The 21,767-nt window shown below is 71.1% G+C and carries 21 protein-coding genes; 10 read left to right on the forward strand and 11 right to left on the reverse strand.

Annotation, left to right across the window (positions count from 1 at the left end; all coding sequences use genetic code 11):
• Positions 1–14: 14 nt before the first annotated feature.
• Both EDC02_RS28160 and EDC02_RS28165 read left to right on the forward strand, forming a co-directional pair.
• Positions 15–377 (forward strand): PH domain-containing protein, encoded by a 363-nt coding sequence (locus EDC02_RS28160; protein ID WP_123605368.1) that lies wholly within the window; start codon positions 15–17, stop codon positions 375–377.
• Between the two features lie 56 nt (positions 378–433).
• A complete protein-coding gene (locus EDC02_RS28165; RefSeq protein WP_199757944.1) occupies positions 434–1,549 on the forward strand; it encodes an XRE family transcriptional regulator in 1,116 nt (371 codons plus the stop codon).
• Between the two features lie 293 nt (positions 1,550–1,842).
• Here the strand turns inward: EDC02_RS28165 and EDC02_RS28170 are convergent, their stop codons facing one another.
• Positions 1,843–2,088 carry a GntR family transcriptional regulator gene (locus EDC02_RS28170; protein ID WP_233606482.1) on the reverse strand — a complete coding sequence of 82 codons (246 nt, stop codon included), beginning with the start codon at positions 2,086–2,088 and terminating at the stop codon, positions 1,843–1,845.
• Positions 2,089–2,825: 737 nt separating this feature from the next.
• Here EDC02_RS28170 and EDC02_RS28175 point away from each other — a divergent pair.
• Positions 2,826–3,407 (forward strand): Uma2 family endonuclease, encoded by a 582-nt coding sequence (locus tag EDC02_RS28175; protein WP_123605369.1) that lies wholly within the window; start codon positions 2,826–2,828, stop codon positions 3,405–3,407.
• Positions 3,408–3,800: 393 nt separating this feature from the next.
• Positions 3,801–5,294, forward strand: a complete 1,494-nt coding sequence (locus tag EDC02_RS28180; RefSeq protein ID WP_158632025.1) for an IS4 family transposase — start codon at positions 3,801–3,803, stop codon at positions 5,292–5,294.
• A 161-nt stretch (positions 5,295–5,455) separates the two neighbouring features.
• Here EDC02_RS28180 and EDC02_RS28185 read toward each other — a convergent pair whose 3' ends face one another.
• From EDC02_RS28185 to EDC02_RS28215, 7 genes are all read right to left on the reverse strand, one after another.
• Positions 5,456–5,851 carry a DNA-binding protein gene (locus EDC02_RS28185; RefSeq protein WP_123605370.1) on the reverse strand — a complete coding sequence of 132 codons (396 nt, stop codon included), beginning with the start codon at positions 5,849–5,851 and terminating at the stop codon, positions 5,456–5,458.
• Complete coding sequence (locus tag EDC02_RS28190) at positions 5,848–6,087, reverse strand: hypothetical protein (protein ID WP_123605371.1); 240 nt, start codon at positions 6,085–6,087, stop codon at positions 5,848–5,850. The genes EDC02_RS28185 and EDC02_RS28190 overlap by 4 nt, the downstream gene beginning before the upstream one ends.
• A gap of 111 nt (positions 6,088–6,198) precedes the next feature.
• On the reverse strand, positions 6,199–7,284 hold the full coding sequence (gene ychF / locus EDC02_RS28195) for a redox-regulated ATPase YchF (protein WP_123605372.1): 1,086 nt from the start codon (positions 7,282–7,284) through the stop codon (positions 6,199–6,201).
• Between the two features lie 33 nt (positions 7,285–7,317).
• The gene (locus EDC02_RS40460; RefSeq protein ID WP_158632338.1) at positions 7,318–7,824 is read right to left on the reverse strand and encodes a hypothetical protein; all 507 of its coding nucleotides are present in this window, start codon (positions 7,822–7,824) and stop codon (positions 7,318–7,320) included.
• Positions 7,825–7,907: 83 nt separating this feature from the next.
• On the reverse strand, positions 7,908–8,378 hold the full coding sequence (locus EDC02_RS28205) for a hypothetical protein (RefSeq protein WP_123605374.1): 471 nt from the start codon (positions 8,376–8,378) through the stop codon (positions 7,908–7,910).
• 148 nt (positions 8,379–8,526) lie between these two features.
• Complete coding sequence (locus EDC02_RS28210) at positions 8,527–10,113, reverse strand: ABC transporter permease (RefSeq protein ID WP_123605375.1); 1,587 nt, start codon at positions 10,111–10,113, stop codon at positions 8,527–8,529.
• Complete coding sequence (locus EDC02_RS28215) at positions 10,110–11,012, reverse strand: ABC transporter ATP-binding protein (RefSeq protein ID WP_233606483.1); 903 nt, start codon at positions 11,010–11,012, stop codon at positions 10,110–10,112. The genes EDC02_RS28210 and EDC02_RS28215 overlap by 4 nt, the downstream gene beginning before the upstream one ends.
• Before the next feature lie 262 nt (positions 11,013–11,274).
• On the opposite strand from EDC02_RS28215, the gene EDC02_RS28220 reads away from it, so the two are divergent.
• From EDC02_RS28220 to EDC02_RS28240, 5 genes are read left to right on the forward strand one after another with little or no spacing between them, the layout of a single operon-like run.
• Positions 11,275–12,519, forward strand: coding sequence for an MFS transporter (locus EDC02_RS28220; RefSeq protein WP_199757945.1), 1,245 nt, complete (start codon positions 11,275–11,277; stop codon positions 12,517–12,519).
• A 55-nt stretch (positions 12,520–12,574) separates the two neighbouring features.
• The gene (locus tag EDC02_RS28225; RefSeq protein ID WP_123605376.1) at positions 12,575–14,062 is read left to right on the forward strand and encodes an AlkA N-terminal domain-containing protein; all 1,488 of its coding nucleotides are present in this window, start codon (positions 12,575–12,577) and stop codon (positions 14,060–14,062) included.
• A 3-nt stretch (positions 14,063–14,065) separates the two neighbouring features.
• Positions 14,066–14,590, forward strand: coding sequence for a methylated-DNA--[protein]-cysteine S-methyltransferase (locus EDC02_RS28230; protein ID WP_123605377.1), 525 nt, complete (start codon positions 14,066–14,068; stop codon positions 14,588–14,590).
• Positions 14,591–14,620: 30 nt separating this feature from the next.
• Positions 14,621–16,405 (forward strand): ABC transporter ATP-binding protein, encoded by a 1,785-nt coding sequence (locus tag EDC02_RS28235; protein ID WP_123605378.1) that lies wholly within the window; start codon positions 14,621–14,623, stop codon positions 16,403–16,405.
• Positions 16,402–18,381, forward strand: coding sequence for an ABC transporter ATP-binding protein (locus tag EDC02_RS28240; protein ID WP_123605379.1), 1,980 nt, complete (start codon positions 16,402–16,404; stop codon positions 18,379–18,381). Before EDC02_RS28235 ends, EDC02_RS28240 begins: the two co-directional genes overlap by 4 nt.
• On the opposite strand, the gene EDC02_RS28245 is transcribed toward EDC02_RS28240, so the two are convergent.
• Positions 18,374–19,201: a bifunctional 2-polyprenyl-6-hydroxyphenol methylase/3-demethylubiquinol 3-O-methyltransferase UbiG gene (locus EDC02_RS28245; RefSeq protein ID WP_123607172.1), complete on the reverse strand. Its 828-nt coding sequence runs from the start codon at positions 19,199–19,201 to the stop codon at positions 18,374–18,376. The two genes, EDC02_RS28240 and EDC02_RS28245, sit on opposite strands and share 8 nt — an antisense overlap.
• Positions 19,202–19,439: 238 nt before the next feature.
• On the opposite strand from EDC02_RS28245, the gene EDC02_RS28250 reads away from it, so the two are divergent.
• On the forward strand, positions 19,440–20,192 hold the full coding sequence (locus EDC02_RS28250) for an SGNH/GDSL hydrolase family protein (RefSeq protein ID WP_123605380.1): 753 nt from the start codon (positions 19,440–19,442) through the stop codon (positions 20,190–20,192).
• A gap of 46 nt (positions 20,193–20,238) precedes the next feature.
• Here EDC02_RS28250 and EDC02_RS28255 read toward each other — a convergent pair whose 3' ends face one another.
• Together EDC02_RS28255 and EDC02_RS28260 are read right to left on the reverse strand one after the other, a co-directional pair.
• A complete protein-coding gene (locus EDC02_RS28255; RefSeq protein ID WP_199757947.1) occupies positions 20,239–20,856 on the reverse strand; it encodes a hypothetical protein in 618 nt (205 codons plus the stop codon).
• A 60-nt stretch (positions 20,857–20,916) separates the two neighbouring features.
• Positions 20,917–21,687, reverse strand: coding sequence for a hypothetical protein (locus tag EDC02_RS28260; protein ID WP_123605381.1), 771 nt, complete (start codon positions 21,685–21,687; stop codon positions 20,917–20,919).
• Positions 21,688–21,767 lie beyond the last annotated feature (80 nt).

Here is a 21,767-nt window from a genome sequence, read left to right on the forward strand (position 1 = left end):
CTATCCTCGGGCACATGGCGAACGTGGCGTACGACCGGCGGGAGCAACTTCGGCAGATCGAGAGCGGGCTGCTCGACGGGGAGCAGGTGATCGCGGTCTACGACGCGATCGGCACCGGCACCGGCTTCATCGGGCTGACCAACCGCCGCGTGATCATCCAGGACAAGTCGTTCGTCGGCAAGAAGGTCGCCATCACCAGCATCCCGTACTCGAAGATCACCAGCGTGAGCGTGGTGAGCAACAAGTCCTGGGGCGGCTCGTACTTCTCCTCCGGCGCCATCGCGATCAACGTCGGCACCCACACCTACGAGGTCGAGTTCCGTGGCGACCAGAAGTCCCACCACGTGCACAACGTGATCCTGCACTATATCTCGTGACGGCAGCCGCGTCGTTCCAGTGACACCGACCATCGCCTTGTTCTAAAATCGCACATGTGGTGGCAACCGACAGCGGGTCCATGGGCCGGCGGATCGCACAGGCGAGAGGTAGCGCCGGCCTGACCCAGGAGGAACTGGCCAAGGCGGTTGGCATCGACCGATCTGCCTTGGCCAAGATCGAGAACGGTACGCGCCGCGTCTCCGCTCTGGAGCTGGCCCGGATCGCGAACACCGTCGGCGAGCGGATCGAGTGGTTCGTGATCGAGGCCCCACCGGCCGTCGTCTCCCACCGCAACCTCAGCGCTCCAGGGACCGCGAGCCCGCTCATCGACCGAATCCTCGAACGAGCGGCTTGGAACACCGAGTTCATCCTGTCGCACGACGACCGACTCGACCTCACCTCACCCGCCACCCAGCCGAAGCCACACACTCTCAACGACGCCGAGGAAGCCGCCGCCCTCGCTCGACGGACGCTGGGCTTCGACACCACCGAGCCCGCATTCAACCTGTCGAGCCGCTTCTCCGATGCCGGTCTACTCCCGTTCGCCCTCGATCTCGGACCGGACGCCGCCGACGCCGCCGTGATGCACCTGCGCCAGGGTGGAGTGGCCGTCGTGAACGGTCACCTTCAGGTGGGACGTCGCAGACTTGCCGCAGTGCACGAACTCGGTCACTACCTGTTCGCCGAGGACTACTCGGTCGACTGGCAAATAGGCGAGCGGGACGACGACGACATGTGGGAGGCACGCGTCGACCGCTTCGCTCGTGCCTTCCTCCTACCGTCCGCCGGAATCCAGCACCACTGGAATCTGCTCCGTCCGCAGCACGACCTGCGTACGGCTGCGGTGAAGGCCGCGAGCCGCTTCCGGGTCGACATGTCCACCCTGGCCCGGCGCCTGTTCGAACTTTGCCTGGTCAGCCAGGGTACGGCACAACAGATCCGGCAGTTCCGCACCACTCGGGCGGACATCGTGGAACTCAACCTGCTGGTACACGACGAATTGGCGGCACCGCATCTAGCCAGGGCGTACGAAGAGGCAGTGGTGCGGCTCTACAGGCAGGAGACCATCTCGATTTCCCGCGCCACCGACCTGTTGTTCGGCACCTGGAACGAGGACGACTTCCCCGGCCTGCCGAACCTGCCGGAGAGTGCGGTACGGAACCTCGTCTGAGCGAGGAGTCCATCTCCATGCTCGGAGAACAGCCGGTGGAGACGCTGGTCTTCGACACCAGTCCGCTGACGCACTTCGCACGGCAAAACTGGCTCGGTGTCCTGAAGGCGGTCGTCGGCCAGCGCCAAGCACTCATACCGGATGTCACGATTGCGGCCGCAAGCCGCTTCCGTACCTGTGGCACCTCGGCACGCGCTGAAGCGACCTCCGCGAGCCCATCCTGCACGCGTTGGAGCGCAGCCCGGTACGCCTCCGCTGCCGCCGCAAGGTCACCTGCCACGGCGGAAGGTGCCTCAGGGCTTCGGGTCTGGCGTGACGAACGTGCCGCGGCCGGCGAAGGTGACCACTCGGCCTTCCTCGCGGAGCACGTCGAGCGCGGCCCGCACGGTGCCACGCGCCACGCCGTACGTCTGCGCCAACGTCACCTCACCAGGCAGCTTGCGCCCCGGCAGCCAATCGCCGCTGTCGATCCTCACCTTGAGCGCATCGGCCACCTGCTCGGCGAACGAACGCGGTGACCAAGGGTCGATCATGTCCATCCCGCGCTCAACCTAAGTGGTTTCCGGCTTCTCCGGCTCGACACCGCCGGCTCGCAGGATCCGCCGGACCTGTTCCCGGCCGTAGCCAGTCACCCGAGCGATCTCGCCCACGCGGGCACCGCCTTGGTATGCAGTCACGATTGCGGCCGCAAGCCGCTTCCGTACCTGTGGCACCTCGGCACGCGCTGAAGCGACCTCCGCGAGCCCATCCTGCACGCGTTGGAGCGCAGCCCGGTACGCCTCCGCTGCCGCCGCAAGGTCACCTGCCACGTGGCCACTTTGGCACGTTACCCATATCCCACCTGCTGATACGCCAGGGAGGCCACTCGTTTGGTTTACAGGTGGCCACTTAACCTCTATCCTTGGGGCAACTAGAGCGGCCCTCGGCTCGCGTGGCAGCGCTTGCCGAGGGCCTTGACGCGAATCGAGGTCGCGCCCGTGAACATTTTGCCTGAAACACCGCCGCCCGACGATCAGCCCAAAACCCACCCGCACCGCGAGTTCCCAGACGAAGCGCGCGGCGATGCGACGCCTCCTCAGGAGCCGGGAATCCTGGTGGACCCTATACCGACTGGAGCCGTCCCACCACCAAGGCTGACCCCTCCGTTCAGCGTCGAGGTGAGGCTCACGCACCTCAAAACCGCCTCGTAAGGTGTCTGAGCCTCACCTCGATGCGGCGCAGACATCGAGACTGAACGACGGTAGGTCAACAGAAGCCGGATGTTACGGTGAGGAACATGACTGCGGTGCCCGAGTGGATGCGACCGCCCCGCCCGGAAGGGTGGTACGCCGACGACCTCGACCAGCTCCGCGAAGCGCCCCGTCACACCGAGCTGATCGATGGAGCACTCGTCTTCATGATGTCTCCCCAGCGGGTCTGGCACGCACGCATGGTCACCGCACTGGTGAACAGCCTGACTGACCAGGCACCGCCGGGCGTCGAGGTCGACCGGGAGATCACGATCCGACTCGACAGATGGAATCGTCCCGAGCCCGATCTCCTAGCCGCAACAGCACCCTACGATCCGTCCCGGACCTTCTACACGCCTGAGGAGACTCTCCTGGTCGTGGAGGTGGTGTCGCTGGAGTCGGCTCACCGCGACCGCACAGTCAAACTGCGTAAGTACGCGGAAGCCGGCATCCCGCACTACTGGCGCGTCGAAGACGAGGGTGGATCACCAGTGGTCCACGCCTACGAGCTCGACGGACCCACCCGGTCGTACGTAGCGACCGGGATTCACCGTCACGAGCTGCACACCACCACGCCGTTCGAGCTCAAGCTGGATCTGGACGCGCTGGTGCCCGGCCGCATGAGCTGAGCCGGGCAGCCGCTCAACTGCCTGACACATCTCTGCCTTGACATCTCTCCCTGCTAAAGCAGGGAGATTCGGCCCTCACGGGTCGAGTTTCTGCTTCGCCGACCACTGCCGACCCGAATCAACGGCAAGGGACGGGGTACCGCCCATCGGTCTTACACAGTCTCCACAGACGTCACTTCCCACCAGCCCGGCGGTAGGCCCGACCGGCTTGGTTGTCACCGGAAGGGCAACGTCACGTTAGCACACCTGTCCGTATGCCACTGACCTAAACTTTGGTCGTTTTGTGGGTAATAGCGCCGGTTTCGGGGTGGGTGTGGGTCGGGTGCGGGACGTGAAGAAGCTCCTGGTAGGACATGGATTGACTAGATCAACATGTTCCAACCAGGAGCTTCGGTGTCGAATTCTGCCATGCTGTCCGCCAGCGCGGTGCGACAGGCCGCCGATCAGCGGGAGACGCTGCGGGCAGCGGTGATCGCCGGGCCCGCCGGTGTCGGGACCCTCGACGAGCAGGTGACCGGCCGGTTGTGGCCACTCCTGGCCGATGCCGCACTGATCGAACGGGCGCGGGCCACGGTCGGGCACGTCGACGCCCGGCGGCGGGTGCTGACCGGAGCGGTCACGGTGATGATCGTGCTCGGGCTGTGCCTGTTCCGGCGGGAGAGCACATCGGTGGTGACCGCACGGGTGACCTCACGGCTCCCCCGGACCCGGGTGGAGGGCGCACCGACCGCCGCGGCGGTGTCGAAAGCCCGGGGCAGACTCCCCGCAGCGGTGCACCAGCGGGTGTTCACCGACGCCGCCCGGTCCACACCGACGTTCGGGCCCGAGTCGTACGCGTTCGGTCTGCTGGTCACCGCGATCGACGGCACCGTGTTCGACCTGGCCGACACGACACGGACACGGGCCGGGTTCACCACCCCGACCGGCGGCCGGTTCCCCCAGGCCCGGATGGTCGCCCTGGTCGCCTGCGGCACCCGCTGGATCCTCGCCGCCCGCATCGCCTCCTCCGGGACCAGCGAACAGGCCCTCGCCGACGACCTGATCGGCGAACTCCAACCCGGCACCATCAACCTCGCCGACCGGGGCTTCTTCTCCATGGACCGCTGGACGCGGGCGGCCGCCACCGGGGCGCACCTGCTGTGGCGGGTCAAGAACGGCGCCCGGAGCCTGCCCGCCCGACTGGTCGAGGTCCTCCCCGACGGCTCCGCGCTCGTGCAACTCGCCGAGTCCGACGCGATGCTGTCCCGCCGCCGCACCACCCGCGCCGACCGCACCCTGCCCCGACTCCGTCCGACACTCGCCCGTCTGGTCGAGTTCACCGTCACCACCCGCGACCGCGCCGGCCGCACCACCCACAGCCGCTACCGCGTCCTGACCACCCTGCTCGACCACCACCGTCACCCCGCCACCACACTCGCCGCGCTCTACGCCGAACGATGGCAGATCGAACTCACCTACGGACGACTGAAGACCACCCTGCGGGGACCCCGCACCCGACCACGCGGACACACCCCCGAACTCGCCTACCAGGAACTCTGGGCGCTACTGACCGTCTACAACGCCCTCGTCCGACTCGCCGTGACCACCGCCGTCGACCTGAACATCGACCCCGACGCGGTCAGCTTCGCCACCGTCCTCGCCCTGACCCGCGCACACCTCGCAAGCCAGGACCCCGCACCCTGCGTCAACTGCGGACACGACGACCCCGACCCCACCACCACCCTGCTCACCGCGATCGCCGCCCAACCCCACAACCGACACACCCGCACCCGCACCGGCCCCCGCACCAAACGACAACGACGAACACAACGCACCCGCGACGTCACCTACGAGATAACCATCACCCAGACCGACCTACCCAAAGCCAGCAAAACGGCCAAAGTTTAGGTCAGTGGTCCGTATGCCGGTGTCCCGGTGCGCGAGTAGTGGACGTCGATCCGCCTCGGCGGCGAATCGACTTTCCCTGTCCTGCTCCGCAGGAGTCCGTTTCCTCCCCGGCCGGCAGGCCGGAGTATCCACGGAAGGCATCTGATGACCGCAGGGCCGATCTACAGCCTGATGACCCGAACCCGATGCCCGCACAACTTGGTCATGTCGTCGACATCCGACGTCAAGACCGCGACCGGCGCGGGTAGTCGTAGCGCCATCTCGGCGACCATGGCATCGATGGCGTACTTGTGCCCGTGCAGCCCCGCCGCCTTCAACAGCCCCGCACTGCGACGGGCGCTTTCCTTCGTCACCGCCTCCACACGAATGCGGGACAACAGCCAGGTCAGCCGAGCGGTGTCCACACCGGTGTGGGAAACCTCGATGATCGTGGCAGCCGACATGGCCAGATCAGCCCCGTCACGCTCCGCCTGCTCCAGCAGTCGCATCACCATGCGATCCCGGCCGATCCATCCCGAGAAGCCTCGCGAGTCGAGCACAAGCGATTCGAGGCTCACGCCGCCCGGTCCGTCTCCCTGGTCCCGTACAGAAGCGCCTGGGCCTCGGCCATCTCCTGATCGGTGAACGCCCCGGACTCAGCTTGATAGCGGTCCAACTCCTCCCGGAGAAGCCTTCGCCGCTCAGCCCGCTCGGCCAGCTCGGTGAGGTAGCCGGAGACGTTGTCGGTGTGCGACTTCATGCTCTCCAGCAGCTCCACCGGCAGCGTGATCGTAACCTTCCTCGTCCTCGCCACCCAGCAACCATACCACGGTATTACCGCAAACTGGGCACAGCTGCTACCCCCTGGCAGACACCGCGAACCTTGGGACGCGCCACACGCCGGCTCGTGCCCAGCATGCCGGAATCAGACGTTGAAGCGGAACTCGACGACGTCGCCGTCCTGCATGACGTACTCCTTGCCCTCCATCCGGACCTTGCCGGCCGCCTTCGCCGCCGCCATCGTGCCGGCCGCGACCAGGTCGTCGTAGGAGACAATCTCGGCCTTGATGAAGCCGCGCTGGAAGTCGGAGTGGATCACCCCGGCGGCCTCCGGCGCGGTCGCCCCGACCGGGATGGTCCAGGCCCGCGCCTCCTTCGGCCCGGCGGTGAGGTACGTCTGCAGCCCGAGAGTGCGGAAACCGACCCGGATCAGCTGGTTGAGCCCCGGCTCGCTCTGCCCGGTCGACTCCAGCAACTCCATCGCCTCGTCGTCCGGCAGATCGATCAACTCGGACTCGATCTTGGCGTCCATGAAGACCGCCTCGGCCGGGGCGACCAGCGCCCGCAGCTCGGCGAGCAGCTCGGCGTTGCCCAGCTCGTCCTCGTCGACGTTGAAGACGTACAGGAACGGCTTGGTGGTGAGCAGGTGCAGTTCGCGCAGCTCGGCGACGTCGATGCCGGCGGCGGTCGCACCCGCGTACAGCGTGGTCCCGCCGTCGAGCAGCGCGGCGGCGGCCTTCGCGGCGGCGTGGATCGCCGCCCGGTCCTTGCGCAGCCGGGCTTCCTTCTCCAGCCGGGGCAGCGCCTTCTCCAAGGTCTGCAGGTCGGCCAGGATCAGCTCGGTGTTGATCGTGGCGATGTCGTCACCCGGCGAGACCTTGCCATCGACGTGCACCACGTTCGGGTCGGAGAAGACCCGCACGACCTGGCAGATCGCGGCGGCGTCCCGGATGTTGGCCAGGAACGCGTTGCCCCGGCCCTGCCCCTTGGACGCGCCCCGCACCAGACCGGCGATGTCGACGAACGACACCGCTGCCGGAATGATCTTCTCCGAGCCGAAGATCTCCGCGAGCCTGCCCAGCCGCCCGTCCGGCAGCCCCACCACCCCGACGTTCGGTTCGATCGTGGCGAACGGGTAGTTCGCCGCGAGAACGTCGTTCTTGGTGAGCGCGTTGAACAGGGTGCTCTTGCCGACGTTGGGCAGGCCGACGATGCCGATGGTGAGACTCACGTCGGTCGAGTCTACGCAGCGTCCGGTGGCGGGTCAGGCGCAGGCGGTCTTGAGCTTGCCGGTCGCCTCTGCCAGCAGGTCGGCCACCTGACCCATCGGGGTGTTGTCGTCCGGGTCGTTGATCTGGGCAACGACGTCGGCGGTTTCGGTCAGCGCCTGCTGCACGTCGGCGTCCACCGGGTCGACGGCGAGCGACTGCAGCATCCCGGACCAGCCGGCGAGCTTGCTCCGGAACTCGGACTCGGCGGTCTCCGCCGCTGACCCGCCCTCGACCGCAGCGGCGATCAGCTTGCCGAAGTCGTCCTCGATGTTCGCGGCGTTCTCCTCGCTGACCGGTACCGCCGTGTCGCATGCCGTCTTCGTGGCCGCGGCGGCCCCGTCCTCGGCGGAGCCGGCCGACTCCGCGTCGGCCGACGCGGTCGCCGTCGGCGATGACGTCTGACCGGCGGCGGTGTCGGTTTCGCTGTCGCCACCGCCGCAGCCGGCCAGGGTGAACGCGAGCGCCGTGGCAGCGGCGGCGGTGATCAAGGTACGTCGCATCGAAAATCCGTCCATTGAGAGGCGAGCAAACTGGAGCAGGCTAACGGACGCCTGCTCCCGGCCCGCCCGGCCCTCCATGGACGTCACTCGCAGACGGCGCGGAAGTTGTCCGGGATCGCCACCACGGCGGCGACCTGCTCGTCGCTGAGCGGAGTCTCACCGATCTCGGTGGCGGCTTCGATCGCGGCCGTACTCTCGGTCAGCACCGTCCGCAGTTCGTCCGACACCGGGCCGGTGGCCAGTGAGGTGAGCGTCGCCGACCAGCCGCGCATCTGCGCCTCGAAGTTGTCCTTCGCGTCCGCCGGCGCCTCCGCGCTGGCCGTCGGGTCGGCGAACTGGTTGACGTCACGCTGGAAACCGGCGGCGAAGTCGCTGCTCATCGATACCGCCTGATTGCAGGCGGCGTTGGTGGCGGCGAGGATGTCGGCCTCGCTGGCGGTGGTGCTGCCGCCGGTCGGCGACGGCGTGCCCGTCGGCGGCGGCTCGGTGCCGCAGCCGGTGAATCCGAGGATCAGGGCCGAGCCGAGGACGGCGCTGGCCAGTAGGCGACGCATGATATCTACCGACTCCTTTATCGAGGTGCACCAAACTGTGCCACTCTATCGACGCAGGCGACCGGCCGCCGAGCGGAGCCCATCGACCGGCACAGATGGTGGGGCTCAGCCGGGCCGGCGGGGGCGAGCCGGCCGGCAGGTGAGCCGGTCAGCTGGTCAGCCGGGCCAACGCCCGGCGGGCCAGCAGCCCGGCGGCAACCGCCGCCACCACCGCGCCGACCGCCGCGTACCCGTAGCCCGGCCACGGCTCGCCGCTGGCGGCCGACCGCTGGGTCAGGCTCACCGCCGCCGGCGGAAACACCGCCACCAGCCACCGGACAGCCGACGGGCCCTCGGCGACGACCGGCAGGAAGGGCAGCGCGGCGAGTGCCATCAGGCCACCGCCGAGCAGCTTCAGCAGGGCGAGCCCGTGCACCTTGTTGGCCGCATGCCCGGCCACCACCAGCAGGATCAGCACCGCCAGGCCGGCGGCGAGCAACGCCGCCGGGACCAACCGGCCCGCCGCACCGCCGGCCAACCCGCTCAGCGGTACGGCGGCCAGCAGGCCGGCCCCGGTCAGCAGCCCGGTGACACCGGCCCGGTACCCGAGATAGCGCTCCACAGTGACCGGGGTGACCCGCAACAGCAGCAGCCGCCGCTCGTCGAGGTCGTCGAGCAGCAGCAGCGACCCGATCATCCCGCCGATCACCGGTACGTGGGCCAGCACCAGCAGGGCGAGGAGCAGGTCACCGTGACCAATCAGGTCGACGCCGTACCGCTGGTCGACGAACCGGGCAAGCGGCGGCAGACCGACCCGCAGCGCCACCGCGAGCAGCAGTGGCGCGCCGAGCAGCACCAGCAGCAGCCGGTCCGCGCCGAGCAGCCGCAGATCCAACCGGATCAGCGCCGGCAACCAGCCCGGCGGCCACCCCGGCCCCGCCGAGGGGCGGCCGGCGGCGGTCGCCCCGCGACGCGTACCGGCCGCCGGGGTGGCGAATGCCGACCTGAACCGTCGCACCGCGAGCAGCGTCGACCCGCCGGCCCAGGCCACCGCGTACCCGACCAGCAGCGCACCGCGCCACCAGCCGCCGGGTGGCCACGGCTGGCCGGTGGCACCGGCGCGGATCAGCTCGGCGGTGCCGGTGGTCGGCACCAGGTACGCGGCCGGATGGTCGAGCAGCCCGGCGAGATAGACAAGTGGTGCGACGAGACCGGGCAGCAGCACCAGCGGCATCGTGGTCAGGTAGCCGGTCACGGTCCGTTGCGACAGCACCAGCAGCAGCGCCGCCGACAGGATCAGCAGCGCGGTAAGCGCGACGCCGAACAGCATCACCGCAAGGCTGCCGGGCGACATCGCCGCAAGGCTGCCGGGCAGCGACACCCCGGGCCGGCCGGGCCGCGCGGCGGCGATCGCGATTGGCACCGCCGCGACGACCGACAACGCGGTCAGTACGCCGAGTTTCGCCGCCAGCTGCTCGCCGGTGCGTAGCGGGGTGACCCGCAACGCGGCCAGCGCCCCCTCGGCACGCTCGTTGAGCAGCAGCAACGCGATGAACAACGCCCCGAAGGCGGCGGTGTCGACGAGCAGCAGGATCGGGCCGAGGACCCGGGCGGCCGGGGCCGGCACGATCAGCAGCAGCAGGGTCCACACTGCGGCGAACGCCAGCGCCACCGGGACGATCCGGTAACGCCATTCGATCCGCGTCTCCAGCGCCACTGCGGCCACCAGCCGACGCCACCGGGCCGGCCGGCTCACGCCGCCGGCCCGCCGCTGGTGACGGCGATGAACACCTGCTCGAAGCTGGCTTCCCGGGTGTGCATCGTCTCGATCCGCCCGCCGCGCAGCAGTTCGCCGAAGTCGGGGTCGGTGCCGAGAGTGGACAGCTCGAACTCGCGCCGGGCGAGCCGGTCGCCGGTCCGGTACTCGACGACCACCGTCGGCCGGCCGTACCGCAGCCGATGGCCGCGCGGCGTGTCGACGGCGACCACCCGGCCGTCGACGATGAACGCGACCCGGTCGCAGACGTTCTCGGCGGTGGTCATGTCGTGCGTGGTGAGCAGCACGGTACGGCCCTGCTCGGCCTGCTCGCGGATCAGATCGCGGACCAGATGGGCGTGCACCGGGTCCAGCCCGGAGGTCGGCTCGTCGAGGAAGAGCACCTCGGGCCGGTGGATCAACGCGCGCGCCAGGTTGAGCCGCAGCTGCATGCCTTTGGAGAAGCCGACCACCGGCTGGTCAGCGGCGACGCCGAGCCCGACCCGGTCGAGCAGCGGACCGGCCGGTTCGGTCGCGGTGCCGTAGAGGCCGGCGACGGCCTGCAGGTTCTCCCGTGCGGTCAGCCGGGCGAAGTGCGCCGGCAGTTCGAAGCTGACCCCGATCCGGCGGTACAGGTCGGCGTTCCAGTCACGCACCGGGCGGCCGAGGACGTCGGCCCGGCCCTCGTGCTCACGCAGCAGCCGGGTGAGCACCCGGGCGGTGGTCGACTTGCCGGCGCCGTTCGGCCCGAGCAGGCCGAGGATCTCACCGGCGGCGGCGGTGAACGAAACCCCGTCGACGGCGTAGCGGGACGAGCCCCGGTACCGCACCCGCAGGCCGTCCACGACGATCGACGGAGGCCGCCCAGCAGCTGGCGGCGCGGGCACTGACGTGGGCACCTGCGCCTCCCGTCAGCGACCGATGGTGAGCATCGTCATGTTACCTACCGGTGTCGGCTGCTCTACCGTCTGCGCTGGGCGCCAGACCGTCTGCGCAGGGCGGCCACCGGTGCGGGCAGCGTACCGTTGCCGCCCGGACGGGCGTCCGGGCGAACGGGAAGGTCCGGGCGGACGGGAAGGTCCGGGCGGACGGGAAGGTCCGGGCGGACGGGAAGGTCCGGGCGAACGGGAAGGTCCGGGCGAACGGGGAGCGGGTGGCGGGGTGGCGGACAAGGCGGCGACGCTGGCGCGGCCGGTGGTGGAACGGGCCCGGATCGCGGTCGCGATCGCGTTCGGGGTCAGCGGTCTGGCGTTCGCGTCGTGGATCTCCCGTACGCCGGCGATCCGCGATGCCCTCGATCTGACCAACGCCCAGTTCGGGCTGCTGCTGCTGTGCACGTCGGTGGGCGCGGTCAGTGCGCTGCCGTTGTCCGGGCCGCTGGTGCACGCGATCGGACCCCACCGCACGGTCCTGCTGGGTGCCTCGGCCGTGACCGTCGGGATGCTCGCCGTCGCGGTCGGCGTGGCGGTGGTCTCACCGCCGCTGGCCGGCGCCGGGCTGCTGCTGACCGGCACCGGGTTGAGCAGCTGGGACGTGGCGATGAACGTCGAGGGTGCCGACGTCGAGCGCCGGCTCGACCGCCCGCTGATGCCCCGGTTCCACGCCGGCTTCAGCCTCGGTACGGTGACCGGCGCGCTCCTCGGGGCCGGGTGTGCCTGGCTCGGGGTGCCGGTCGACTGGCAACTCGCCGTCACCGCGCTGCTGGTGATCGCCTCGATCGCCACGGCCGTACGGATGTTCCTGCCGGTCCCGGCCCGGGTGCCCGGCGCGGCCGTACCCCGGTCCGGGGTGCTGCGGGCCTGGCGGGAGCCGCGCACCCTGCTGATCGGTCTGCTGGTGCTGGCCTTCGCGTTCGTCGAAGGGGTGGCGAACGACTGGCTCACCCTGGCCGTGGTCGACGGCTACCGGGTCGGTGACGCGGTCGGCGCGGTGGCGTTCGGGGTGTTCGTCGCGGCGATGACCGCCGCCCGGATGGTCGGCGGCACGGCGTTGCAACGCTGGGGACGGGTGACGGTGCTGCGGGCGACGGCGGTGCTCGCCCTGGTCGGCCTGGCCCTGGTGGTGTTCGGGCCGACGCTGCCGCTGGCGCTGCTCGGGGCGCTGCTGTGGGGCGCGGGGGCGTCGCTCGGCTTCCCGGTCGGGATGAGCGCGGCCGCCGACGAGGCCGACCGGGCGGCGGTACGGGTGTCGGTGGTCAGTTCGATCGGCTACACCTCGTTCCTGGCCGGTCCGCCACTGGTCGGTTTCCTGGCCGAGCAGGTAGGCATCCTGCGATCGCTGTTGGTGGTGCTCGGGGCGTTGGCGATCGGCCTGCTGGCCGCCGGCGCGACCCGGCCGGCCGGCACGGGCAGCACGGGCGACACGGCCGGCGTGACGCAGCCGGGCGGCACGGGCCAGGGCTCGTGACTGCAGGTCCGATTTCCGCCAGCCGACCGGGCCCGGCAGCGGGCAGGATCGACCCATGGAGCTCGACTTCGAGCGGTGCTACCGGGTGGTGGACAGCCGCGACCAGCGCTTCGACGGCTGGTTCTACACCGGCGTGACGTCGACCGGCATCTACTGCCGGCCGTCCTGCCCGGCGGTCACCCCGAAGCGGGGCAACGTCCGGTTCTTTGCGTCGGCGGCCGCCGCGCAACAGGCCGGGCTACGCGCCTGCCGGCGCTGCCACCCCGACGCCACCCCGGGTTCGCCCGACTGGGACCGCCGCGCCGACCTCGTCGGACGGGCGATGCGGCTGATCGGCGACGGCGTGGTGGACCGCGACGGCGTGCCAGGGCTGGCCCGCCGGCTCGGCTACACCGAACGGCATCTCACCCGGGTGCTGACCGAGCAGGTGGGGGCCGGCCCGCTGGCGTTGGCCAGGGCGCAGCGTGCGCAGACGGCCCGGATCCTGGTGGAGCGGACCGCCCTGACCGTCGCCGAGATCGCGTTCGCGGCCGGGTTCGGCAGCGTACGGCAGTTCAACGACACGTTCCGGACGGTGTACGGCGGCCCGCCGTCGACGCTGCGCGGCCGCGTACGGCCCGGTGCGACCGACCGGGCCGGGATGATCACCGTACGGCTGGCCTTCCGCCGGCCGATGGCGGTCGACGCCGTACTCGGATTCCTGGCCGACCGGACCGTGCCCGGCGTGGAGTGCGCCGACGACGGCGGATACCGGCGCGCGCTGCGGCTGCCGTACGGCACCGGCATGGTGGCGCTCACCCCGCACGACGGCTTCCTCGCCGCCGCGTTGCGCCTCACCGACCTGCGCGATCTGGCGCCGGCGGTGGCCCGCTGCCGCCGGCTGTTCGACCTGGACGCCGATCCGGCGGCGGTGGACGCCGTGCTGGGTGCCGATCCGGCGTTCGCCGCTGCCGTCGCCGCCGAGCCCGGGGTCCGGGTGCCGGGCGCGGTGGACGGCTTCGAACTGGCGGTACGGGCCGTGGTCGGGCAGCAGATCTCGGTGTCCGCCGCGCGCCGGGTGCTGGCCCGCCTCTGCGCGGCGACCGCATCGCGAACAGCCCCGCCTGCGACCGGGTCGCGAACAGCGGCGCCGGCGGACGGCCTGGCGCCGTTCCCGGGCCCGGCCGAACTGCTCGCCCTGCCCGACGACGCCTTCGCGATGCCGGCCGCCCGGCGCGGCACGCTGCGCGCGCTGGCCGCCGGGGTCGCCGACGGCGACATCGGGCTCGACCCGGGCAGCGACCGGGCCGAGCTGTCGCACCGGCTCACCGCACTGCCCGGCATCGGCCCGTGGACCGCCGGGTACGTGGCGATGCGGGCGCTCGGCGACCCGGACGTGCTGCTCGGCACCGACCTGGGGGTACGTCGCGGCGCGGCGGCGCTGGGCCTGCCCGCCGCCCCCGCCGACCTGACCGCCCACGCAGACCGCTGGCGGCCCTGGCGGTCCTACGCCAACCTGCGGCTGTGGCGGTCCGCCACGCCAACGAAATCTACATCGGAGTGAACCATGACAACGCCTTCGACACTGGACACGAGTACGGTCGCCACGGCGGTCGGGCCGCTGACGCTGATCGCCGACCCGGACGGGGCGCTACGGGCCGCCGGCTTCACCGCCGACCCGGACGACCTGCTCGCCCTGATCCACCCCGACCTGCGCGGGCCGGTCCGCCGCCGGGCCGACCTCGGCGACGTCACCCGCGCCGTACGGTCCTACCTGGCCGGTGAGCTGACCGCGATCGACCAGCTCCCGGTCTGCCAGCACGGCGGCCCGTTCCAGCGCACCGCCTGGTCGGCGCTGCGTGAGGTGAAGCCCGGCGAGCCGGTCAGCTATACGGCGTTCGCCCTGCGCTCGGGCCGGCCGGCAGCGGTCCGGGCAGCGGCCGGCGCCTGCGCCCGCAACGCGGTCGCGCTGGTGGTCCCCTGTCACCGGGTGCTGCGCGGCGACGGCACGCTGGGCGGCTACCGATGGGGTCTGCCGATCAAGAAGTGGCTGCTCGACCATGAATCGCAGGTGACCTTCGCGGGGCAGTGAACCGGTGCCGGCACCGGCTACCGTCGTGGTGTGGACGCCGTACCCGACCGATCCGCGCCCCGGCGGCGCGCCGTCCACAATCTCTGGCGGCTGCGCCGCTATCTGCGCCCGTACCTCGGTCAACTCGGTTGGCTGCTGGCCGCCGCCGCAGCGGCGACCGGAGCCGGCATCGCCATCCCGCTGGTCATCGCCGAGGTGGTGGACGGCCCGGTGGCCGCCGGCGATCCCGCCGGTCTGCTGTTGCTCGGTGGACTCGCCCTGCTGCTCGGCGTCGTCGAGGCGGTGCTCATCTTCATCCGGCGGTGGACACAGAGCGCCTCGTCGATCGGGATGGAAGGCACCATCCGCGACGACATCTACACCCACCTGCAGCGGCTCCCGGTCACCTTCCACGACCAGTGGCAGTCCGGGCAGTTGCTGTCCCGGGCGATCAGCGATCTGTCGGTTATCCGACGCTTCCTCTCCTTCGGACTGCTGTTCCTGATCCTCAACTCGGCGACCTACCTGACCGTGGTGGCGTTGCTGCTGCACCTGTACTGGCCGTTGGGGCTGGTGGTGGCGGCCAGCGCCGTGCCGCTCTACCTGTTCAGCCGCCAGTTCACCCACGCCTACCTGCGGGTCTCCCGACGGATGCAGGACCAGCAGGGCGACCTGGCCACCCTGGTCGAGGAGTCGGCGCAAGGGCTGCGGACCATCATCTCGTTCGGGCGCGCGCCGTACCTCACCGCGCGCTTCACCGGCCTGGCCCGCGAGCTGCACGACACCGCGGTCGGTAAGGGCCGGCTGCTCGCCCACGCGTCGGCCCGCTACGACCTGGTGCCGAACGCGAGCCTCGCGGTCGTGCTGGTCGTCGGGGCCGTCGCCGTCGCGGACCAGCAGCTCACCATCGGTCAGCTGGTCGCCTTCGTCACCCTGCAGCTGATGCTGATCTGGCCGATCAAGTCGCTGGGCTGGATCATCTCGCACGCCCAGGAGGCGATGACCGCCGCCGACCGGATCCAGGAGGTGCTGGACACCCCGCCGTCGATCGTCGACCGGCCGGAGGCCGTCCGGCTCCGGGTCGGTGAGGTCCGCGGTGAGCTGCGCTTCGACAACGTCACCTTCGGCTACCCGGGTACGCCGGAGCCGGTGCTGCGCGGCATCGACCTCACCGTACGGCCGGGTGAGACGCTGGCCATCGCCGGCCTGACCGGCAGCGGCAAGACCAGCCTGGTGTCGCTGGTGCCGCGACTGTACGACGTCACCGGCGGTCGGATCACCCTGGACGGTCACGACCTGCGCGACCTGCGCCTCGACGAGCTGCGCCGGTGCGTGGGCGTGGCGTTCGAGGATCCCACGCTGTTCTCGATGTCGGTTCGGGAGAACCTGACCCTCGGTCGGCCGGACGCCACCGACGCGGAGGTGCACGCCGCCGTCCGGTTGGCGCAGGCCGACTTCGTCCACGACCTGCCCTGGGGGTTGCGGACCCGGATCGGCGAGCAGGGGCTCTCGCTGTCCGGCGGGCAGCGGCAGCGGCTGGCGCTGGCCCGGGCGGTGCTGGGTCGGCCCCGGGTGCTGGTGCTCGACGACCCGCTGTCCGCCCTGGACGTGCACACCGAGGCGCTGGTGGAGCAGGCGCTACGCCGGGTGCTGATCGGCACCACCGCGCTGCTGGTGGTGCACCGGCCGTCCACGGTCGCGCTCGCCGACCGGGTGGCGCTGCTGGACGCGGGCCGGATCACGGCCGTCGGCACCCACACCGAACTGCTCGCCACCGTGCCCGCCTACCGGGCCGTACTCTCCGCCGACGGACCCGGCCTGGTCAGGTCCCGGTGAGCCGGACCGACGATGCCGGCGGCACCACGGATCGTGACGCGAGGGATCGTGACGCGACCAGGTCAGACCACGGGCAGCCCGACTGGCGCGGGGTCTCCGACCGGGCGGCGGACGAGGTCAGCGGCGGAGACGACGGCGGCGGTCCGGTCGACAACGCCCGGGTCCGGGCCCGCAGCCGGGCGCTACTCGGCTCGCTGACCCGGCCGCACCGGCGGATGATCGCCGTCGCGGTCGCCCTGCTGCTGCTGCAGAACGCTGCCGCGATGGCCGGTCCGTACCTGGTGATGCTGGGCATCGACCGGGCCATCCCGCCGCTGACCGACGACGGCGACGCGGGGCCGCTGGTCGCGATCGCCGTCGCCTTCGCGGTCGCCACCGTCGCCGAGTACGTCGGCAAGCGCAGCTTCCTGATCCTGTCTGCCCGGATCGGTCAGGCGATCCTGCTCGACCTGCGTCAGCGGGTGTACCGGCACTTCCTCAATCTGTCGGTCAGCTTCCACGAGCGTTACACCTCCGGCCGGGTGGTGGCCCGGTTGACCAGTGACATGGACTCGATCTCCGAGCTGGTCAACGGCGGCATCGACGATCTGGTGCTCGCCGGGCTGTCGGTGGTCTCGGTGGCGGCGATCCTGCTCTGGCTGGATCTGCCGCTGGCTCTGGTGACGCTGCTGGCGTTCCCGTTCCTGGTGTGGATGTCGATCTGGTTCGCCCGCGCCTCCACCGTCGCCTACCGGCGTACCCGGGAGACCGTGGCGCTGCTGATCGTCCACTTCGTGGAGTCGCTCGGCGGGGTCCGGGCCGTGCACGCGTTCCGGCGCGAGCCCCGCAACCAGGAGATCTTCTCCGAGGTCAACACCGGCTTCCAGCGGGCCAGCCTGCACGCGTTCCGGCTGATCGCGATCTACTCACCGAGCCTCAAGGGCATCGGCAACGTGGCTATCGCGATGGTGCTCACCTTCGGCGGTTGGCAGGTGCTGCAGGGCCGCACCGAGATCGGCGTGCTCGCCGCGTTCCTGCTGTACCTGCGCCGGTTCTTCGAGCCGATGCAGGAGCTGAGCCAGTTCTACAACTCGCTGCAGTCGGCGACCGCGGCACTGGAGAAGCTCTCCGGCGTACTCGACGAACGGCCGGACGTGCCCGAGCCGGTACGGCCGCGTCCGCTGCCGCAGCCGGTACGCGGCGCGGTGCGGCTGCATGCCGTCTCATTCGGCTACCGGCCGGACCGTCTGGTGCTGCCCGAGCTGAGCCTGCGGATCCCGGCCGGGCAGACGGTCGCGCTGGTCGGGGCCACCGGGGCCGGTAAGTCGACGATCGCCAAGCTGGTGGCCCGGCTCTACGACCCGGTCAGCGGGTCGGTCACCCTCGACGGCGTCGACCTGCGTGAGATCGCCGGCCACGACCTGCGGCGGAACGTGATCATGGTGACGCAGGAGAACCACCTCTTCGCCGGCAGCGTCGCGGACAACATCCGGTTCGGTCGGCCGGACGCGACCGACGCCGAGGTCGAGGCCGCGGCGCGGGCGATCGGCGCGCACGAGTTCGTCTCCGGACTTCCCGACGGGTACGCCACCGACGTGCACCGGCGCGGCGGGCGGCTGTCCGCCGGGCAGCGGCAGTTGGTCGCCTTCGCCCGGGCGGTGCTGGCCGACCCGGCGGTGCTGATCCTCGACGAGGCGACCTCGTCGCTCGACGTGCCGACTGAGCGCCTGGTGCAGCGGGCGTTGCAGACCATGCTCAACGGCGGCCAGAACGACGGTAGCCACAACGACGCCGGCCACAACGGCGCCGGGCGGCCGACCGGTCACGGGCGTACCGCGCTGGTCATCGCACATCGACTGTCGACGGTGCAGATCGCCGACCGGGTGCTGGTCCTCGACGACGGTCGGATCGTCGAGGACGGTCGGCCCGCCGACCTGATCGCCGACGGCGGCCGGTACGCCGTGCTGCACCACCAGTGGCGGGACAGCCTCAGCTGACCCGGACCGCCTGCAGGGTGTAGCTGAGCGGGAACCGCTCCGGTCGTTCGGTCAACCGCCACTCGCCGTCGTCGCCCTTGGTCATCCGGCCGGGCAGCGCGTTCCACGGCACACTGTCATGCTCGATCAGCATCGTCACCCGCAGCCCGACGCCGGTGAGCGCGGTGAAGATCTCCCCGATGCCGTGGTTCCAGGAGTGGGTCAGGTTGTGGGTGAAGCTGGCGTCGGTGTCGACGTAGGTGCCGTCCTCGTTCCACACCAGCGGGCGGTCCGTCTCGAAGTACGGCAGGTCGAGCACGAGCAGGCCGTCCGGGCGGGTCTCGTCGACCGCCCACAGCGCCGGGTGCCCCTCCCGCAGGAACAGCCGTCCGCCCGGGCGCAGCAGCCCGGCCACCGTCTCCGCCCACCGGGTCACGCTCGGCAGCCAACAGAGCGCGCCGATCCCGGTGAAGACGAGATCGAAACCGCCCGCGCCGAGCACCTCGACGGCGCGGTAGACATCGGCTTCGACGTACTCGATGGGGGTCTGCGCTGCGGCGGCGATCCGCCGGGCCTCGGCCAGGGACGCGCCGGAAAGGTCCAGGCCGGTCATGGTCGCGCCGAGCCGGGCCAGTGACAGCGTGTCGGTGCCGATGTGGCACTGCAGATGCACCCCGCGTACGCCGGTCAGGTCACCGAGCCGCAGCAGGTCGAAGCGCACCACCTCGCTGAGCAGCTCCGGATTGGCGATCAGCTGCGCCACCCGGTAGTCCGGTGAGGCGGCGTGCGCCGGCGCGCGCTCGTCCCAGCTGGCCCGGTTGAGCGCAAGATAGTCGGTCACGCCGCCGACCATCGCACACCGTTGACTCCTCGGCATCCGGATATCCGGCACGCGCTGGCCGTCGCGATCTAGAAGTATTGTGGTCGATATACCGTCCAGATCCTTCTAGATCCACCGTTTGCCACCTATGCAGGTGGTTCACGGTCGGCGATCGACCGGACGGGATCCGCGTCACAGCACCGGCCGGTACCGGGAGGTAACTTGGTGCCGCTGGTTTCGCGGGACGGGGAGGTCGCGGGTGCGGTACGTGGCGATCGGGGACAGCTTCACCGAAGGGCTCGGCGACGAGTTGCCGGACGGCACCGTGCGCGGCTGGGCCGATCTGGTCGCCGCCGGGCTCGCCGCCGCCAACGGCGGCCCCGTGCAGTACGCCAACCTGGCGATCCGGGGACGGCTGCTGGAGCCGATCGTCACCGACCAACTCGACCGGGCGCTGTCGCTGTCCCCGCTCCCGACGATGATCACGCTCAACGGCGGCGGCAACGACATGATGCGCGCCGGCACGGACCTGGGCCGGCTGGTCGCGCTGACCGAGGGCGCGGTACGCCGCTGCGCCGATGCCGGGGTACGGCTGGTGCTGCTCAGCGGCGGTGACCCGAGTGCCCGGCTGCCGTTCGGCGCGACGATGCGGCGACGCGGGTCGGCGCTGACCGCCGCCACCGCCGAGCTCGCCGCCCGGCACGGCCTGGACTTCATCGACGTGTTCAGCGACGTGGAGATCCGCCGCGAACAGTACTGGTCGCCCGACCGCCTGCACCTCAACTCGGCTGGCCACCGCCGGGTCGCCAGCCTGGTGCTGGACGGGCTGGGCCACCCGACCGAGGCGCACGTGGTCGACCCGGCACCGGTCGGACGGCGCAGCCTGCTCGCCGAAGCCCGCTACTACCGGGAGTTCGTGGTGCCCTGGGTGCACCGCCGGCTGCGCGGCCGCTCGTCCGGTGACGGGCGGACCGCGAAGTACGTCGACTGGGTGCCGGTCCAGGCCGGCTGACCGTGTCGGACCCGTTCGCCGACAGGTGGTCCGCCGGCGCCTGCCGTCACCAGCCACGCAGGAAGCGCAGGCCGAGTAGGCAGGCCACCACCGACGGCCCGACGAGCAGCGTCACCGCCTGCAGCCGGTACGGCATCCGGTGCCGGCCGAGTTCGAGTGCGTTGGCGAACACCACGGCGGCGGCGAGCATCATGAAACCGCCCCACCAGCCGGTGTCGCCGACGTCGACCAGACCGGTCACGATCAGCCCGAGGGTGACACCGACCCCGGCACCGGTGACGGCCAGCAGGGCCACGGTGCGGTGCAGCCCTCGGGCGAGCGGATGGTCCGGACGCCAACGGTAGGTGCCGGCCACCGCCAGGCAGGGCAGCACGACGAGCAACGGCCAGCCGTCACCCATCAGCCCCAGCATGAGCAGCGCGCCCACGGTGAAGACGATCGCGCCGATGCCGGCGATGACGTACCCGCCGAAGGCCCGGCCGCCACCGCGGGCCAGCAGCGGGCCACCGGCGGCGGCGATCAACGCGCCGGGCACCAGGACGAACCCGGCCCACCAGTGGAACCGCCCGGACGACTGGGCGGCGGCGGTCGCCGCCCCGGTGGCCAGGGCCGCCGCGCCGAGACCGGCGAGCCAGCCGCGCTGAATCTGTCGCTTGGTGTCCACGACGACGAGCCTGCCCGTTCACCGGTCGGCGGACCATCCGGGTAGCCCTACTTCCGAAGGTCAGAAATCCCCGAACCCGCCGAAGTCGCCGCCACCGAAATCCCCACCGCCGAAGTCGCCGCCACCGAAATCCTCGCCACCGGAGAAGTCCTCGCCGCCGGAGAAGTCCTCGTCACCGCCGCCGCCGTCCTCCATTCCGGCGGCGTACCCGGCGTCGTAGCCGGGGTCGCCGAACGCCGGGGAGAACAACGCGCTGAAGACCAGCATGCCGCCGATCGCGCCGGCCGCCCCGGCCAGCGCCGGCTTCCACAGCGGTTGGGAGTACCAGCCGGCGGGCACCGGCCGGCCCTGGTGGTAGCCGCCCGGGTAGTAGTGCGGCGTCTGCGGGCCCGGGTTGGGCCCGGCCCGGAAGGTCTGCCCCTGGACGTCGACCTCCCGCTCCTTGGTGAGCTGTCCGGCGCCCCGGGCGGCGGCCAGCGGAGGCAGCTCGGGCCCGGGGTCGATGCCGAGTGCCACCCGGGCCGCCCGGACGTAGGCCAGGCCCTCCAGGGCGGTCTCCCGGGCCAGCTCGAACTGCTTGACGCTGCGGGCCTGCTCCAGCTGGGAGCCGGCCGCGGTGTAGCGCTCTCCGGCGTCGAGCAGCGACTGCCGGACCGCCGGCTGGTCGCCGTGCAGGTTCATCACCTGGCCGCCGAGCCGCTCGTACCAGCGCTGTGCCTCGGCCCGGGCGTCGGCCAGCGCCCGCTCCTTGCGGGCGGCGCTCTCCCCCCGCCACCACAGCAGGCCGCCGGCGAACAACGCCACCAAGACCAGGAGCAGAAGAAATTCCATGGCTACGACGTTAGCCGCCCTGATCCACCACCAGCCACAACGACGGGCGGTACCCGGGCGTCGGCGGGCGGGTGGCGTAC

The organism is Micromonospora sp. Llam0 (genome assembly GCF_003751085.1).
Taxonomy (GTDB): Bacteria; Actinomycetota; Actinomycetes; order Mycobacteriales; family Micromonosporaceae; genus Micromonospora_E.

Bases quoted from the DNA above. Each gene is read 5' to 3' on its own strand.
- EDC02_RS28160 (WP_123605368.1), top strand. From the start codon at position 15: ATGGCGAACGTGGCGTACGACCGGCGGGAGCAACTTCGGCAGATCGAG.
- EDC02_RS28170 (WP_233606482.1), bottom strand. From the start codon at position 2,088: ATGGACATGATCGACCCTTGGTCACCGCGTTCGTTCGCCGAGCAGGTG.
- EDC02_RS28175 (WP_123605369.1), top strand. From the start codon at position 2,826: ATGACTGCGGTGCCCGAGTGGATGCGACCGCCCCGCCCGGAAGGGTGG.
- EDC02_RS40460 (WP_158632338.1), bottom strand. From the start codon at position 7,824: ATGCGACGTACCTTGATCACCGCCGCCGCTGCCACGGCGCTCGCGTTC.
- EDC02_RS28205 (WP_123605374.1), bottom strand. From the start codon at position 8,378: ATGCGTCGCCTACTGGCCAGCGCCGTCCTCGGCTCGGCCCTGATCCTC.
- EDC02_RS28225 (WP_123605376.1), top strand. From the start codon at position 12,575: ATGGAGCTCGACTTCGAGCGGTGCTACCGGGTGGTGGACAGCCGCGAC.
- EDC02_RS28230 (WP_123605377.1), top strand. From the start codon at position 14,066: ATGACAACGCCTTCGACACTGGACACGAGTACGGTCGCCACGGCGGTC.
- EDC02_RS28260 (WP_123605381.1), bottom strand. From the start codon at position 21,687: ATGGAATTTCTTCTGCTCCTGGTCTTGGTGGCGTTGTTCGCCGGCGGC.